Source organism: Ruegeria sp. D7 (assembly GCF_056534355.1).
The window spans coordinates 13,645-29,645 of record NZ_JBQFPG010000018.1 but is presented as its reverse complement, the minus strand read 5'-3'; the positions used below and the strand labels follow the sequence as shown (position 1 = coordinate 29,645).

15 protein-coding genes are annotated in these 16,001 nt (G+C 58.1%); 4 read left to right on the top strand and 11 right to left on the bottom strand.

From position 1 onward, the window contains the following. Positions 1-36 precede the first annotated feature (36 nt). Both ACRZ9U_RS19160 and ACRZ9U_RS19155 read left to right on the top strand, forming a co-directional pair. Positions 37-963: an NAD(P)-dependent oxidoreductase gene (locus tag ACRZ9U_RS19160; protein WP_255612153.1), complete on the top strand. Its 927-nt coding sequence runs from the start codon at positions 37-39 to the stop codon at positions 961-963. A 104-nt stretch (positions 964-1,067) separates the two neighbouring features. After that, a complete protein-coding gene (locus tag ACRZ9U_RS19155; protein WP_170408199.1) occupies positions 1,068-4,133 on the top strand; it encodes an aminotransferase class III-fold pyridoxal phosphate-dependent enzyme in 3,066 nt (1,021 codons plus the stop codon). A gap of 46 nt (positions 4,134-4,179) precedes the next feature. Here ACRZ9U_RS19155 and ACRZ9U_RS19150 read toward each other — a convergent pair whose 3' ends face one another. Further along, positions 4,180-4,656 carry a hypothetical protein gene (locus ACRZ9U_RS19150; RefSeq protein ID WP_170408198.1) on the bottom strand — a complete coding sequence of 159 codons (477 nt, stop codon included), beginning with the start codon at positions 4,654-4,656 and terminating at the stop codon, positions 4,180-4,182. After that, positions 4,653-4,820 carry a hemin uptake protein HemP gene (gene hemP, locus ACRZ9U_RS19145; protein ID WP_170408197.1) on the bottom strand — a complete coding sequence of 56 codons (168 nt, stop codon included), beginning with the start codon at positions 4,818-4,820 and terminating at the stop codon, positions 4,653-4,655. The genes ACRZ9U_RS19150 and hemP overlap by 4 nt, the downstream gene beginning before the upstream one ends. A gap of 225 nt (positions 4,821-5,045) precedes the next feature. On the opposite strand from hemP, the gene gph reads away from it, so the two are divergent. After that, a complete protein-coding gene (gene gph, locus ACRZ9U_RS19140) occupies positions 5,046-5,708 on the top strand; it encodes a phosphoglycolate phosphatase (RefSeq protein WP_170408196.1) in 663 nt (220 codons plus the stop codon). A gap of 213 nt (positions 5,709-5,921) precedes the next feature. Here the strand turns inward: gph and ACRZ9U_RS19135 are convergent, their stop codons facing one another. The 3 genes from ACRZ9U_RS19135 to ACRZ9U_RS19125 form a co-directional block, all read right to left on the bottom strand. Next, positions 5,922-7,094, bottom strand: a complete 1,173-nt coding sequence (locus tag ACRZ9U_RS19135; protein WP_170408190.1) for an acetate/propionate family kinase — start codon at positions 7,092-7,094, stop codon at positions 5,922-5,924. Then, the gene (locus ACRZ9U_RS19130) at positions 7,094-8,479 is read right to left on the bottom strand and encodes a bifunctional enoyl-CoA hydratase/phosphate acetyltransferase (RefSeq protein WP_170408188.1); all 1,386 of its coding nucleotides are present in this window, start codon (positions 8,477-8,479) and stop codon (positions 7,094-7,096) included. Before ACRZ9U_RS19130 ends, ACRZ9U_RS19135 begins: the two co-directional genes overlap by 1 nt. A gap of 75 nt (positions 8,480-8,554) precedes the next feature. Beyond that, the gene (locus tag ACRZ9U_RS19125; protein ID WP_170737055.1) at positions 8,555-9,823 is read right to left on the bottom strand and encodes a cytochrome c peroxidase; all 1,269 of its coding nucleotides are present in this window, start codon (positions 9,821-9,823) and stop codon (positions 8,555-8,557) included. Positions 9,824-9,838: 15 nt separating this feature from the next. Between ACRZ9U_RS19125 and ACRZ9U_RS19120 the strand changes: the two genes are divergently transcribed. Then, positions 9,839-10,309, top strand: coding sequence for a tetratricopeptide repeat protein (locus tag ACRZ9U_RS19120; RefSeq protein WP_170408184.1), 471 nt, complete (start codon positions 9,839-9,841; stop codon positions 10,307-10,309). Positions 10,310-10,339: 30 nt separating this feature from the next. Here ACRZ9U_RS19120 and ACRZ9U_RS19115 read toward each other — a convergent pair whose 3' ends face one another. Genes ACRZ9U_RS19115 through ACRZ9U_RS19090 form a run of 6 tightly spaced genes read right to left on the bottom strand, consistent with a single transcriptional unit; the run spans position 10,340 to position 15,917 of the window. After that, positions 10,340-11,401, bottom strand: a complete 1,062-nt coding sequence (locus ACRZ9U_RS19115) for a TRAP transporter substrate-binding protein (RefSeq protein ID WP_170408182.1) — start codon at positions 11,399-11,401, stop codon at positions 10,340-10,342. 25 nt (positions 11,402-11,426) lie between these two features. After that, positions 11,427-12,716: a TRAP transporter large permease gene (locus tag ACRZ9U_RS19110; RefSeq protein ID WP_170398321.1), complete on the bottom strand. Its 1,290-nt coding sequence runs from the start codon at positions 12,714-12,716 to the stop codon at positions 11,427-11,429. Further along, the gene (locus ACRZ9U_RS19105) at positions 12,717-13,304 is read right to left on the bottom strand and encodes a TRAP transporter small permease subunit (RefSeq protein ID WP_170408180.1); all 588 of its coding nucleotides are present in this window, start codon (positions 13,302-13,304) and stop codon (positions 12,717-12,719) included. Between the two features lie 53 nt (positions 13,305-13,357). Next, positions 13,358-13,873, bottom strand: coding sequence for a flavin reductase family protein (locus tag ACRZ9U_RS19100; protein ID WP_170408253.1), 516 nt, complete (start codon positions 13,871-13,873; stop codon positions 13,358-13,360). Beyond that, positions 13,873-14,763 (bottom strand): aldo/keto reductase, encoded by an 891-nt coding sequence (locus ACRZ9U_RS19095; protein ID WP_170408178.1) that lies wholly within the window; start codon positions 14,761-14,763, stop codon positions 13,873-13,875. Before ACRZ9U_RS19095 ends, ACRZ9U_RS19100 begins: the two co-directional genes overlap by 1 nt. Continuing rightward, a complete protein-coding gene (locus ACRZ9U_RS19090; protein ID WP_170408176.1) occupies positions 14,763-15,917 on the bottom strand; it encodes an LLM class flavin-dependent oxidoreductase in 1,155 nt (384 codons plus the stop codon). Before ACRZ9U_RS19090 ends, ACRZ9U_RS19095 begins: the two co-directional genes overlap by 1 nt. Positions 15,918-16,001: the final 84 nt, after the last annotated feature.

The window sequence follows — 16,001 nt, the reverse complement described above, 5'->3', positions numbered from 1 at the left end:
CCCTTTGGTCCAAGCTTTGCTTTGTCCTTTCTAAACATCACGACCTGCCGTCCGCTTGAGGCAGGAGCGGATAACAGAGAGGATCATCACATGGCAAAAGTTGCGTTCCTTGGCCTAGGCGTCATGGGCTACCCGATGGCCGGGCATCTTCAGGCTGCCGGCCACGAAGTCACCGTCTACAACCGCACCGCATCCAAGGCCGAGGCTTGGGTCGCCCAGCATGGCGGCGCGATGGCCCTGACACCGCGGCAAGCCGCAGAAGGGGCAGAGTTCGTGATGGCCTGCGTTGGCAATGACGACGATCTGCGTATGGTTTGCACAGGTGAAGATGGCGCCTTTCACGGAATGGCCAAGGGTGCGGTATTTGTTGATCACACCACCGTCTCGGCCAAGGTCACGCGTGAGTTGTACGAGGCTGGCATGACACAGGGGGTTGCTTTTGTGGACGCCCCGATCTCGGGCGGTCAGGCGGGAGCCGAAAATGGTGTGCTATCGATCATGTGCGGCGGTGACATGGACGCTTATCGTGCTGCTGAGCCGGTGATGCAGGTCTATTCCAAAATCTGCCGCCGCATTGGGGACAGCGGCGCGGGTCAAATGACCAAAATGTGCAACCAGATCGCGATTGCAGGGCTGGTGCAGGGCCTGAGCGAAGCATTACATTTTGCCGAAAAGGCTGGGCTGGATGGTCGGGCTGTGGTCGAGGTGATTAGCCAAGGCGCGGCAGGCAGCTGGCAGATGGCGAACCGGTATGAGACCATGCTGGATGACCATTTTGAGCATGGCTTTGCAGTCGACTGGATGCGCAAGGATCTGGGAATCTGTCTAGATACCGCCAATGAGACCGGGGCTTCACTACCAGTGACGGCGCTGGTCGACCAGTTCTACAAAGACGTGCAGAAACTTGGCGGGGGCCGGTGGGATACGTCCTCGTTGTTCAAACGGTTGCGAGCACTGGACTGAGCAAAGGGGGGGCTGTCTGCCCCATCGCGCCAGGGCGCGACTCCGCCCGAAGATATTTTTGGCCAGATGAAGAGGATCACCGTGGCAGTTGCAAGAGATAGCGCATGAGCGACTTGAACACTTTCTGGGCTGGTCGCCTGCGTGAACACTGGGGTCTGGACGCCCGTCTGACGCGTCTGGATGGGGAGTACGACCTCAACTTTCTGGTCGAAGCCACCAACGGGCAGGATTATGTGCTCAAGGTGATGCACGCGGGGTGCGATACGGCATTGGTCGATCTACAGATCAAGGCGCTGGGACATCTCAGCGCAGCAGCGCCCGGATTGCCCTTTCCTGCTGTTTATCCCGATTTGAACAGGATGATGTTGCCCGAGATTGCCGACGCACATGGGCAACCGCGACAGGTCTGGCTGCAGGAACGACTGCCGGGGGCATGCTATGCAAGCAGCGCGCCCAAGACCGAAGACCTGATACTAAAACTGGGCCGTGTTCTGGGCGCAACCGACCGGACGCTGGAGGGGTTCACCCATGAGGGTTTGCAGCGCGCCGATTTCAAATGGGATTTGACGCGGGCGAGTTGGATCGTCGACCAACTAGAGGCCATCTCTGATCCGGCAAGACGCGCGCGCGTTCAACAAATCGCTGCGGATTTTGAGGCGATCTCTGATCAACTGGGTGCATTGCCAAAGCAGGCGATTCACAATGATGCCAATGATTACAATATCCTTGTCGAAGGCAATCTGGGCGAACGACGCAGCATCTCGGGTCTGATCGATCTTGGCGACATGTGCGCGGCGCCGCGTGTTTGCGATCTGGCTATTGCCGGGGCCTATGTCGTTCTGGACCACCCTAAACCCGAGCGCGCATTGGCTGCGCTGGTACGCGGTTATCACGCCGCCAATCGGTTGCGCCCGGATGAGATCGACCTGATCTGGCCTTTGTTGCAAGCACGTTTGGCGGTGTCCGTGGTGAATTCGACCCTGATGGCGATTGAGAACCCGGATGATCCGTATGTCACGATCAGCCAGGCCCCGGCGTGGCGGTTGATCGAAAATGGGGCAATCAATGGCGCGCTCATGCCCGCACGATTGCGCGCAGCGTGTGGCTTGCCCGTTGTGGACGGGGCCGAGCGCATTCACGCCTACCTGTCCGGCCATCGCGGACAATTCGCGCAGATGTTCGGGCAGAATCTGAGCGACGCACCGATGGGCTCACTGTCGGTGGAAAACTCAACCTGGCCTCAAAACCCGTTCCAAATGCCGCTGGACGAGGCGGCGCGGGTTGGTGAGGAGTTTGGGGATGGTCCCTGGCTTGGGTATTACAGCGAGCCACGCCTGATCTATGCTGAGCCGGGGTTTCGCATGGGACCGTGGAAAGCGTCGGATCGGCGCACAGTGCATCTGGCCGTGGATGTGTTTGCACCCGCCGGAACAGTGCTGCATGCACCTCTCAGCGGTCGGGTCGAAGCGGTTGAAAACAGGGACGCGCATCTCGACTATGGCGGGGTTGTGATCCTGCACCACGAAACGCCCGAAGGGGATGCATTCTACACGCTTTATGGCCATCTGGACCCTGAGGTGAGCGAGCGTTTGAAACCGGGTGACCCGGTGGCTCAGGGTGCAGCTTTTGCCCGTCTGGGCGATGCCAGTCAGAATGGCGGATGGGCCCCGCATGTGCATTTCCAACTGGCGCTGACAACCGACGGTATGCAGGCCGACTGGCCGGGCGTAGCGGATCCTGATGAGCTCGAGCTTTGGCACGCGGTCTGCCCCAACCCCGCAGCACTGTTGAACTTGCCTGATGAAAAGGTTTTCTATCGACCAACCGACAAGCAGGCGATCCTGCAGGACAGGCGCGAACACTTCGGCGGAAATCTCAGCCTGACATACGACGACCCGGTCATGCTGGTGCGTGGTTGGAGGCATCACCTGTTCGATGAATGGGGGCGACCCTATCTGGATGCCTACAACAACGTTCCGCATGTAGGCCATGCGCATCCGCGTATTCAGGCGGTTGCAGCGGATCAGCTGAAGCGCATGAATTCGAACACACGCTATCTGCACCCGGCGCAAACCGCCTTTGCCGACAAGGTATTGTCGAAACTGCCGGATCACCTTGAGGTCTGTTTCTTCGTCAACTCAGGGACTGAGGCCAACGAATTGGCTCTGCGTCTGGCGCGCGCGCATACCGGGGCAAAAGGGATCGTGACGCCCGATCACGGCTATCACGGCAACACAAACGCTGCGGTGGCGATCTCGGCCTACAAATTCAACAAACCTGGCGGTATTGGGCAGGCAGATTGGGTGGAACTGGTTGAGGTCGCGGATGACTATCGCGGCTCGTTCCGGCGTGATGACCCCGAGCGTGCCCGGAAGTTTGCTGACCTGATTGATCCGGCGATTTCGGCATTGCAGGCAAAAGGGCAAGGCCTAGCCGGGTTCATCGCTGAAACATTCCCCTCGGTCGGGGGACAGATCATTCCACCAAAAGGCTATCTGTCTGCGGTCTATGAAAAAATCCGCGCCGCCGGAGGGGTCTGCATTGCCGATGAAGTCCAGACCGGCCTCGGGCGCCTGGGCGACTATTACTTCGGCTTTGAACATCAGGGCGCGCTGCCTGACATAGTGGTAATGGGGAAGCCCATCGGCAACGGCCACCCGCTGGGTGTGCTGGTCACTACCAAAGAGATCGCCGAAAGCTTCGACAACGGGATCGAGTTTTTCTCGACCTTCGGAGGATCGACCCTGTCTTGCCGGATCGGAAAAGAGGTGTTGGACATCGTCGACGATGAAGGCCTTCAAGAGAACGCCCGTGTGATGGGGGCTCGTCTGATGGACGGCCTCCGAAAGATCGAAGCGGACTTTGCCTGCGTTGGCGATGTACGCGGCATGGGTCTGTTTTTAGGGGTGGAACTGGTCAATCCTGACGGTTCGGAAAGCGGTGAGATTTGCAGCTACGTCAAGAATCGGATGCGCGATCATCGCATTCTGATCGGTAGCGAGGGACCCAAGGACAATATCCTGAAAATCCGGCCACCGCTAACCATCGAAGCAGAGGACGTCGACATGATTCTTTGGACGCTGCGGGAGGTTCTTGGCGAAGTGGGTGACTACAGCCCTGCCCCCATGTGCGATCACGATCATCATCATGCGGGCTGCGGCTGCTGCTAAGAAACACAAAACCCCAGCGAAATTGCTGGGGTTTTGTCGCCGTCGATCAGTGGAGCACTGAATGTGGGGGGTGGTGCCCGGTCGTCGGCAAAGGGATCGAAACGGTCATCCGGCGTAACGCCAAGCCCAGTTCCTCGGACAACGAGGCCAGTGCCGGGGCGAAATCGGGCCGTACGATCAGCGAGGCCATCATCATTGCATCTTCACGCGCCCCTTCAGAGGCGGCACCGATCATCTGGGCAAAACAATTCTCATCAGCGCCCAGACATGCACATCCCAGCCCATGACGCACCAGCGGACGGCGACCGTGATGTGCACAAAGTGAACACAGCCGGTCCAGCGTCAGCATCGTGGCGCGTCCCTGATCTGCACCCAGCGCGATGTCAAAATCGCTTGCGGCATTTGCCCGGCCTTCGACCCCATCACCCCAAAGCCGCAGATACATGACGGCTCCGGCCTCAATGGGGTTCAGGTCAGCCAGACGGCCAACAGCCGCCCCGCCACGCGAAGAAGGTGCGCTCATTTTGTCAGGATCAGTTTGCCTGCGCGGGTGATACGCAGCGTATAAAGCTGATCGCCCAGCTCGATATGGGCCAAATTGCCGCCATTGGTGAGGTCTTCCGCCTTGTGGGCCGGAAGCATCGAAACAGCGTAGCTAAGGGTCGAGGAAGGGGTTTGCGCGTTCATTGGGGCATCTCCAGAGCATCTGTGGCACTTGGCCTTGTCTGTCTTCGTTTCGCTTGATCTGGCTGACCCTGTTTTGGGCTGGCTATCTGTTCGTGTGATTAATCTGATAAAAATAGTAAGGTTTGTCAAGCTGCTGTTTTTTCAATCGCTCCCACGGGTCTCTATTGCGCCGTCGCACAGCACGACCTAGGCATTGGACATCAACAAACAAAGGCGGATTCGCAGATGGCAGCAGTTGTCGTATTTGATCTGGATGGCACCCTGATAGACAGCCTTGCCGACCTTGCAGCTGCGGTAAACCGAATGCTGCACGATCAGGGGCACCCCGCCTTGCCTCAGGATACGATCCGGGGATTCGTCGGGAACGGACTACCCAAGCTGGTCGAGCGCGCGATGACGCATTGCGGGCTGGAGCCAACGCTTCACAAGGACCTGACACAGCTTACCCTGAAGCACTACAATGCAGGCGCCTGCGATCAGACCGTAGTTTATCCCGGCGTGATCCAGGCGCTGGATGAGCTTCGCGATATGGGCTGTGCGCTTGGGGTCTGCACCAACAAACCCGAAGCCCCTGCCCGGCATGTGCTGGGCGAACTTGGCCTGCTACCCTATTTCAACACGGTCTTTGGTGGAGACACGCTGGATATACGCAAACCCGATCCAGAGCACTTGCACGCCTGTTTCAAGACCCTTCAAGCCGCAGGCCCACTGATCTTCGTTGGCGACAGTGAGGTTGATGCCGAAACTGCGCAACGGGCTCAGGTCCCGTTTTTGCTGTTTGAACAGGGATATCGAAAGTCGCCGGTTTCGGACATGCCGCACACGCTCAGCTATGATAACAGTACCGCACTGCCTGCACTTGTTCGGAAAATCCTGACGCAGGCATAGACCCCAAAAAAGGTCGAGGGGCCGGCCAAGGGGGTAAGAAGCCAGCCCCTCATCGGGGGAAATTAGTGAAAGTGGATTGGGCGCACTGGCCCGGTAGTTAATGAAAAGTTAACGCACCTGCGCGGATCGCGAAATTGGGGGATTCCCGTAGTGCTGCGATTTTTTTCCCAATCCCCCAATTTATTTAGCGCGCAGAAGCCTAAAAACTGGGATTTATACGGCTTTCTCAGCCGCGGCACGCGCGATAACCAGTTCCTCGTTCGTCGGAATGACCATCAGTTTAACACGTGACAGGTCGGTCGAGATGACGCGCAGATTGTCCGCGTTTGCATCGTGGTCCAGTTCAAGACCCAACCACCCCATGTCAGTGCAGATACGATCGCGGATATAGGTCGAGTTCTCACCGATCCCGCCGGTAAACACGACGGCGTCCAGACCTCCCAACACAGCGGCCAAAGCGCCCAGCTCACGGCGTATCCGGAACGTGTAGTAGTTGATGGCATTGCGTGCACCCGGCGTATTCGACGCCTCAAGCGTACGCATATCATTGGTCATCCCGGAAAGGCCAAGCAGCCCGGATTTACGGTACAGAAGGTCCGAGATCTCATCCGCATTCATGCCTTGCTGATCCATCAGATACAGCACAACGCCCGGATCCAGCTGGCCACAACGCGTTCCCATCGGCAAACCATCCATGGCCGAGAACCCCATGCTTGAACCGACCGACCGACCTCCGATCATGGCGCACATTGAGGCACCGTTGCCAAGATGCGCCACAACCACCCGTCCGCCATGTATCAGCGGAGCAGTCTTGGCCAGATGGTCCGAGATGTAATCATAGCTCAGACCGTGGAAGCCATAGCGGCGAACGCCCATATCGTAATACTCGGTCGGCAATGCGAAGGTGTCATTGACCCAAGGGTGGTGGCGGTGAAAAGCGGTATCGAAACAGGCAACCTGCTTGGCATTGGGGAACCTGTCCATCGCAGTACGTGCGCCCTGCAGATTGTAAGGTTGGTGCAGAGGCGCAAAAGGCTCGAGTTTTTCCAGCATCTGCAAGCTTTCGGGGGTCAGCAGAATGGGCCTGTCATTATCCGGGCCGCCATGCACGATGCGGTGTCCAACCGCGGTCACGCCCGCCGACGGGAACTGCCGTTCCAGCAAATCCAAAATATAGTCCAAGGCGCTGGCCTGATCGCACAGCGCTTCAGAAGCGGTATCGGCAAGCACGCGGCCATCCGTGGTCTCTGCTTTGATGCGCGCCGCGCGGCTGCCGATGCGTTCCACCTCTCCCGAACAAACCAGGATCGGATCTGCTTCGCCCGCGGAGAACAACCCAAACTTCAGCGAGGACGAGCCTGAATTCAGTGTGATGATATGGTCCATCAGATCTTACCCGACATCCGCGCCGCATGCAGGGCCGCGACGGCACAGGAAACGAGCCGCGCCTTTTCGCCATCTGCGCGACTGGTCAGAATAATCGGTACGCGCGCGCCCAGCACCACCCCGGCAGCCTCGGCGTGCGCGATATACGTCAGTTGCTTGGCTAACATGTTGCCTGCGTCCAGATTGGGTACGACAAGAATGTCTGCCCGTCCGGCCACCTCGGACACGATCCCTTTGGTGCGCGCCGCGGCCAGGCTGACCGCGTTGTCCATGGCAAGCGGCCCATCGACCAAGCCACCCCTGATCTGTCCCCGCTCGGCCATCTTCGACAGCAATGCGGCATCAATCGACGACCGGATTGCTGGATTCACCGTCTCGACCGCCGACAGAACACCCACTTTTGGAGCGCCAATTCCGATTGAGATTGCCAGATCGATCGCGTTCTGCGTGATGTCGATCTTGGTTTCCAGATCCGGCTCGATATTGATGGCCGCATCGGTCACCAGCAAGGGATGCGGCTGGCCGGGTATATCCATGACGAAGACATGCGTAAATCGGCGCCCTGCGCGAAGTCCACGATCCCGCCGCAACGCCGCCCGTAGCAGTTCGTCCGTATGAAGATGCCCCTTCATCAATGCTTCAGCATGTCCTTCGACAACCAGATCAACCGCTTTGTTGGCGGCGTCCAGATGGTCCTTAACGGGAACGATCTCAACGTCACCCAAGGGCAACTCAATCTCACGCGCTGCTGCAGCAATCTTGTCGGGGTCTCCTATCAGGACCGGCTTGATGATGGTTTCACGCGCCGCCAATAAGGCCCCCCCCAGCGAGTTGGGCTCTTCTGGGGCGACAACTGCCGTGGGGATCGGAGGCAGCGGGCGCGAGCGATCGAGCAGTGCATCAAAATGCCGGTGCCGCTCGACGACTAGACCAGGCACTTCAATCTCATTGAATGACAGTTCTTTCTCCGGAGCGATCACGACCGCGATGCCGGACACGATCAGCGCCTCATCACTAGGGCGCATCACCTGAGTTTCCAGAACTACCTCGCGGTTATCGCGTTTTTTGATAACCGTAACTCTGGCCAGCAGTTCTTCACCCGCATATGCCCGGGCGCTAAAATCCAAGCTTTGCGACTTATACAGCGTACCCGCGCCCGGCAGGATATTCCCCAAAACGGCCGAGATCAGAGCCCCAAGAAACATCTCGGGCGCGATCGCCTCGTTTACGTTATCACCGTCCCCATCTTCGTCGGCCAGGTTCAAAGGGTTATGGTTGCCGGAATTCGATGCGAAGGCATAAAAATCATCCTCTGTGCAGAACCGGGTCAACTCGGCGGTGTCTCCAATCTGAAGCTGATCAAAGGGCTTGTTGTGATACTGCATTGAAACTCTCGGCGGCTGTTTTGCACCGATCATTATGAGATTTCACGTAAATTTCCAATGACGTTTGGTGGGTTTCTAGGGCTCAAACCCATCTGGCACACCGAACAGTGGCGCATCCAGTGTGGTCCCGGTCAATGCACCCATGAACGCCACCAGATCTGCGACCTGGGCATCGGTCAGTTCCAGCGGTTCGATGTCAATTTTCTGACGATGACGCTCCATCTCGAACCGGTCCTGCCAGACGATGAAATCCACATTCTCAAGCCACGGCACGTTGGGCAGCCCGGCCAAATCAGGGGTCCAGGCAGCGAGGCTCTGAGATGGGTTCAAGTGGTGGCGAATAATGCCTTCCAGATCGGGAAAGGCACCGTTGTGACCATAGGGCGCTGTCTCTGTCACATTGCGCAGCATCGGTGTGCGAAAGCGATAGGCATCCTCAAGACGGTTGCTTTCACCCATATGACCCACGTCGCGGGCATAGGGGTCCCATTGGCGGGTCTTGCCCGGTCCAAATGGCGGCAAGCTCAGCGCGTGGAATTTTTGATCCGATAGCAACGGGCCGGAATGGCAGTTTACGCAACCTGCCTCACCATAAAACAGGGTCATGCCGTCCTTTTGCCGAGGCGTCAGGGCGGTGTTATCTCCGGCCAGATATTGATCAAACGGGCTGTCCATGCTGCGCCATTCCAGCGCCATGAATGCCGCCAGCGCGTTGGCTACTTGGGTGATCGTGATGTCCTCGGTCGTGTCGATGTCATCGAATGCCTTGACCATGGCAGGCCCATAGCGCGGATCAGTGCGCACGCGTTTGGCGAGGATCGGCCAGCCCTTGTCGATGCGGTCATGCACCGCGCCGGTGACTTGATTTTCGGCCACATTTCCGGCCATCTCGAATTGCGAGGTCAGCGGGAAAAGTGCCTGCGCGGCCAGCAGTGAATTCAACCCCTCCGGCAGCCATTCCTGCGCGGGCGAATTGAAGCCGTTACCGTAGACGTCAGAGATACTTAGGCGACCGTCATAGAAGACCGTGTGAAGGTCCTTTGCACCAAGGTTCCAAAGCCCCGGCGAATTGCGGGGAATACGCTTGCGGATTTTGTCCGCTCCGGTGCCCGGCGTGCGATCTGGGCCAAGCCCCTGCCCGCCCTCGCCAATGCCCAGCGACAACCCGTCCGAGGTGCCAAAATCCGGGTGGTGGCAGTGGGCACAGCTGATGTTCTGGTTGCCCGACAAGATCGGATCGTAAAACAGTTGATGACCGATGGCGGCCTGTTCCATATCAAAGGGGATGAAATCGTCATCCGTCAGCGGGCGCGGCAGATCCTGAGCTGCCGCAGCCCCTGCCAAGAGGAAAGCAACCCCATGCGCCAGTTTGTATTTGCCCTGTGCCTTCTCGCGACCCCAGCGCTGGCTGAACTGGAACAAGCACGCGATCTGATGGAGGCCGGAGAGTTTGAAGCCGCGCGTGAGGAATTGCTGCCCGCCGCGCGCTCCGGCAATGCCGAAGCCGAGGAATTGATCGGTGTGATGTACGGGTTGGGCCTTGGAGTCGAACAGGATTATGAGCGGGCGTTTGAATGGTACCTGCGCGCCTCGATGAAAGGACATCCCGGGGCGCAGTCCGGTATCGGCTGGTACTATGAGCTGGGACTGGGCATGCCCGCGCCTGATCTGGTGCGGGCCTACATGTGGTACACGCTCAGCGCCATTGGCGGCGATCCCGATGCGGCGATCAGCCTTGAGGAAGTGGTCAAAAAAATGTCGCCGGAGCAGATCGAGAAGGCGCATGTTCTGGTCAACGACTACAAAGGGTGGATGTACCCGTTTCGGTGAGGGCCGGACCCCAGGGCCCGGCCCAGCAATTCAGTTCAGATCCGCATCACGTGAGGCATTAACATCCGCCTCGGCTGCTGCCACAGCGTCAGTCAACGCTACAAAGATCTCATCACCACGTGCCACATTGGACTGGAACCAGTCATAGACCGGGGTTGCGGCTTCTTTGAACGCAGCTTTCTGGTCGGGTGTCAGGACATAAAGGTCACCACCGCCGGCTACAAAATCCTCATAAGCCTGAATCGACTTGCGCTTGGGTGAGGCAAAGGTCGCCTGCTGCAGCGCATAAAACCCGTCGACTACCACGCGGCGCATATCTTCTGGCATCTCCTGGAACTTGGCGTTGTTCATCCACCAAAGCGCACCCATATAAGCGTGCCCGTCCAGCGTTACATATTGCAGGCCTGCATCCGGGAACTTCATGCCCATGATGTCCGTGATGCCGTTTTTCGAGCCCTCAACCACGCCGGTCTGGAAGCTGGTGAACAGTTCTGGCCACGGGATCGGGGTCGGTGATGCACCCAGTGCTTTGACCAGCTCCTGCGGCAGGTCGGCAACCACGGTGCGGATTTTTAGACCTTCCATGTCAGCCGGCTCAGCAACACGGCGTTGTGTATTGGCGAAGTTGCGCCAGCCACCTGTATTGCCGATTGTCATCAGACGGATCGCACCGCCGGAATCCTCCAGCGCCATGTCGCGCATCTGCCGGGTGAAATCACCGGATAGGACATGTTCGGCAATGCGGTCATCGGCCATCAGGTAAGGCAGGTCCAGAACCTGCACGTAAGGGAAGATGCCCGAGGCCCCTCCAGAGGTTGAGATGTAGATGTCGATCGTACCGTCTGCCACACCCTGCAGACACTCGGCGCCGTTCGAGCAGAGCTGCGTACCTATGAACAGCTCAACCTCAATGGCTCCGTTCGAGGCCGCCTCAACGTAGTTCTTGAAAACGACCAGACCGTCATAATCTTCGTCGTTTTCATTCGAGTTTGCTGTGGCGCGTAGCGTGTAGTCGGCGGCTGCCGCGGCAATCGCAGACGCGGCCACTAGCGACGTGGCCACCGCTGCGGTTTTGATAAATCTTCTGAGCATGCGTTTCCTCCCTGTGATACTCAGTTCAGTTTGCAAATCCCGTTATCCTCGGGATCGTCATGGATAGTGCGGGGATGTATGTGATCAAGAAGATCACGATGATTTCGACCGCCAGAAACGGCAGGATTGCCTTGGCGATGGTTTCAACCCGTTCCCGAGACACGGCGGCGGCTACGAACAGCACCAGCCCCATGGGCGGGGTGGCCAGACCGACAGTCAGGTTGACGCTCATGATAATGGCAAAATGGATCGGGTCTACACCGAGGCTGGTGAAGATCGGACCGAGGATCGGGCCAAGGATGATAATAGCGGGGCCTGCATCCAGGAACATTCCGACGATGAACAGCAGCAGGTTGATCAGGAACAGCAGGATCAGCGGGTTTTCCGACAGGCTGAGGATTAGCGAGGCCAGCTGCTCCGGCGCATGGCTGAGGCTGACCACCGTCTTGAAAGCCATTGCCGCCCCGACCAACAACAGGACGACAGCGGAGGTCATACCTGCATTACTGAGCACCTCGGGGACTTCTTTCCACGTCAATGTGCGCAGGACGAAGAAACCGATGATAAAGGCATACCCTACGGCGACAGCGGCCGCTTCGGTCGGGGTAAAGATGCCACCCAGTATTCCGCCCAAGATGATCACAGGGGTCATCAGAGGGAAGAACGCTTTTAGGCTGGCCTGACGGCGTTCTGGCCAAGTATATTTACGGCTGGCGACCGGGAAGTCGTATCGATCCGCCATAAGCTTGATCATGAGCATCAAACCGACACCGACCATGACCCCAGGCACGATGCCAGCGAGAAAGAGTGCAGCTACACTTTCACCCATGACATAGGCATAGATGATCATGATGCCCGAGGGCGGGATGATCGGCCCGATCACCGAACTGGCTGCCGTGATCGCGGCGGCAAATTTGCGGGTATAGCCTTGCTTCTCCATCGCCGGGATCAGCATCGACCCAAGCGCCGAAGTATCAGCGACAGCGGACCCTGAAAGGCCCGCGAACAGGATCGAGCTGAGGACGTTCACATGCGCAAGGCCGCCCCGCAGGTGGCCCATCAGGGCCTGGCTGAACTCCACAAGTCGGATGGTGATGCCGCCCCGGTTCATCAGTTCTCCGGCCAGCATGAAGAAAGGGATCGCCATCAGCGGGAAGCTATCCATACCGTTATAGACATTGCGATAGAGCAGCGTAATGTCGTTGGTCTGACCGCTGAGCCATAGCAGAATGCCGGGCGCTGCCAGCAGTGCGAAAAAGACCGGCAGGCCGATCAGCAGGAAAATCAGGAAGGTGGGCAGGAACCAAATCAGCATTTATTCAGCCCCCACCGCAGCTTCGGGAATTTCAGGCAAAAGATGTGCTCCGCCCAGCATGGTTACTATCGACCGCAAGATCAGTTCGATATTGACCGAGATCAGCAAGATGATCCCAACCAGCAGCGAGGCCATCATCCAACTGCGCGGAATACGGTACCATTCATCGAACCCGAAAGAGGTAGGCAGGTACAACGCCGCAGTGGCGAACCGGCCACCAAAGCCCGTAACCTCAGACCAGCCGATATTGACCGCAACCAGCAGCACGGCCAGCGAGATCAGCAGCAGTAACAAATTGAGCGATTGACCAAGCACGCGCGGCAGGAAGCGCGCAAGCATATCGATGGCGACGAACCCTCCGCGACGGAAAGCTGTGGGGGCCATCAAGCCCGTCATCCAGAGCATGCAGAACCGGGCAGCCTCATCCGGCCATGGCAGGGCGTTGCCCAAGACATATCGGAAGAACACCTGAATCAGGATCGCGATAACCATAACTGCAATCGCAACAACACCGACCGCGCGGCCCAGACGCAGCACGGTTTCGTTCACGAATGCAATCGGCGTCAACGCCGATGCCAGTCCGCCCATGCGGATCCTCCCACTGTCAGCTGCGGGTTTGACCCGCAGTCTTCATATCGCGCTTAGCTCTGCGCGAATTGGCCGAGTTTTCCGGCAAAGAACGTCAGCGCGTCTCCATCCGCCATGCTGACTTTCAGAACTTTGCCCACCACGATCACATGATCGCCTGCATCGTGATAAGCGTGCTGCTCGCATTCGAACCGGGCAAGACTACCCGGCAACAACGGGGTGCCGTTTTCACAACGGTCATGTTCGATATCACGCAGCGCATGGGCGTCTTTTGAACAGCCAAAGCACAGCTCGGCCTGTTCAGCAGACAGAACATGCACACTGAAGTGACGCGCCGCGTGAAAATAACGAAACCGGCGCGAATTGCGGTCGCCCGCCCACATCACCAGCGGCGGATCCAGCGACAGGGAGGAAAAGCTGTTGGCCGTAATGCAGATCGGCCCATCCTCACTGTCGCAGGTCACGACAGTAACTCCGGTGGCAAACCGGCCAAAAGCATCGCGCAGGGTTCGCGTGTCGTCCTTATGCGGGACGAATGTATGGTTCATATCGCGCGAGATTGCGTTCATCATGGCACCTCATGTCCCAGCGCCGCCTCATACAGGCGGTACCAGCTTTCACGATCCAGCTTGACCTTCAACGCATCCGAGGCGCGTTTGATACGGCCCAGATTATTTGTGCCCAAAACCGGCAGGATGTTCGCCGGATGCGCGAGCAGGAAGGCAACCGCAACGGCGGCGCGGTCCACCCCGAATTCCTCGGCTATCTCATCCGCAACAACACCAACCGGAGGGTTCCCGGCCATCAAAAGGCCCCCGCCAAGTGGGGACCACGCCATCAGCGGATGACCATGCTGCTGATGGAACGCCAGATCGCCGTTAGTGAACGGGCTGATCTCGCCCAGAGATATCTCGATCTGATTGGTGACCAACTTGGTTTTCATCGCCGACTGCAGCAAAGACCAGTCCCAAGGGCGGAAGTTGGACACACCAACCGCGCCGACCTTGCCACTGGCAACCACCTCATCCAGCGCTGCACCGGTTTCATGGTGATCCATCATTGGATCCGGGCGGTGGATCAGTAGCAAGTCGATGTGGTCGATCGCCATTTCCGACAGAGATGTATCGACCGATTTCAGAATATGCGCACGCGACGTGTCGTAATATTTGACCTTGGCCTCGGCATAACGCCCCATCGGCGCGACGATGTCACATTTGGTGACGATCTCCATTTTCTGGCGAAGGCTGGGATTGGTGCGCAAGGCATTGCCCAGAACGGCTTCGGCCGCGTATCCGCCATAAATGTCGGCCTGATCGAAGGTGGTGATGCCCTGATCCAGACAGGCCTGAATCTTGGCCTCAACATGCGCAGTCGAGGTGTCACTGTCATCACCCAAGCGCCACATGCCATAGACAAGACGGCTCATTTCCAGCGTGTCAGATAGTTTCACACGTTGCATCAGCGACGAACTCCGTTGCCCAGCGGGGTTGCCGGGATGGTTGCTGGCACGCGCCCGTAGGCTTCGGGAAGCGAGCAGGTTTTCAGGTTGGGCATCACGCGGGAGCCAAAATGCTTGGCCTCGTCCATGTGCGGATAGCCCGAAAAGATGAAGGCGCGAATGCCCATCTTATGATACTCTTCGATTTTAGACATAACTTGATCGGTCGAACCGACCAGCGCAGCACCACAGCCCGACCGTGCGCGTCCGACGCCGGTCCAAAGGCCGGGTTCGACATAGCCATACTCATCCGCCAGATCGCGGTTCTTGGATTGATGCGCCACACCCAATGATGTCGCGTCCAGTGCCCGCTCGCGGATCGCACGACCATATTCGTCATCCAGTTTCGAGACGATGTAGTCGGCGTACTCCTGTGCCTCAGCCTCGGTATCGCGAACAATCATGTGGACGCGCAGACCGTAGTCCAGAGTACGATTGTAATTCTCGGCAACCGCATGAACGGCTTTCATCCGCTCGGCCAACTGATCCTTTGTTTCCGGCCACATCAGGTAGACATCGCAATGCTCGCCGCACAGGTCCAAAGCAGACGGCGAGTAGCCGCCGAAATACAGCAGTGGGCCACCGGTCTGGTAAGGCCGAGCCGGGTCGGTGGTCAGGCCTGAAAAGTTATAGACCTCGCCCGCATGGTTGATTTCGTCCTGCGTCCAGGCCTGTTTCAGGATCTCGACCACTTCGCGCGAGCGTTGATATCGGAAAGCGCTATCGGCTTTTTCACCGGGAAAATCGGACGAGATGATATTGACCGTCAACCGCCCCTTAAGCATGTGGTCCAGCGTCGCGATGGTACGGGCCAGCATGATGGGCTGCATTTCGCCACAGCGCACGGCGGCCAGCAGGTTGATGTTTTCGGTAATCGGCGCGCAACCTGCAACAAAGCTCAGGGTGTCCTGTCCGACCTGATAAGACGATGGGCACAGGATGTTGCGAAAGCCTTGCGCCTCGGCCTCTTTCACGATGCCTGAACAATGCTCCCAGCTGGATCGCAGTTCACCATCGGGCACACCCAGAAACTGGTAGTCATCCGAGCAAAGCGCTGCAAACCACGAAACCTCGGCCGCATCCAGGTCGGGGGATGTGATGGGGACGATGGTCATTTGATTCACGCTCCGTACATCTTTGACTTTCCTCTTGCGTAGCAAGCGCATTGATGTAGATCAATAGTGTATCAATTTTTCCTG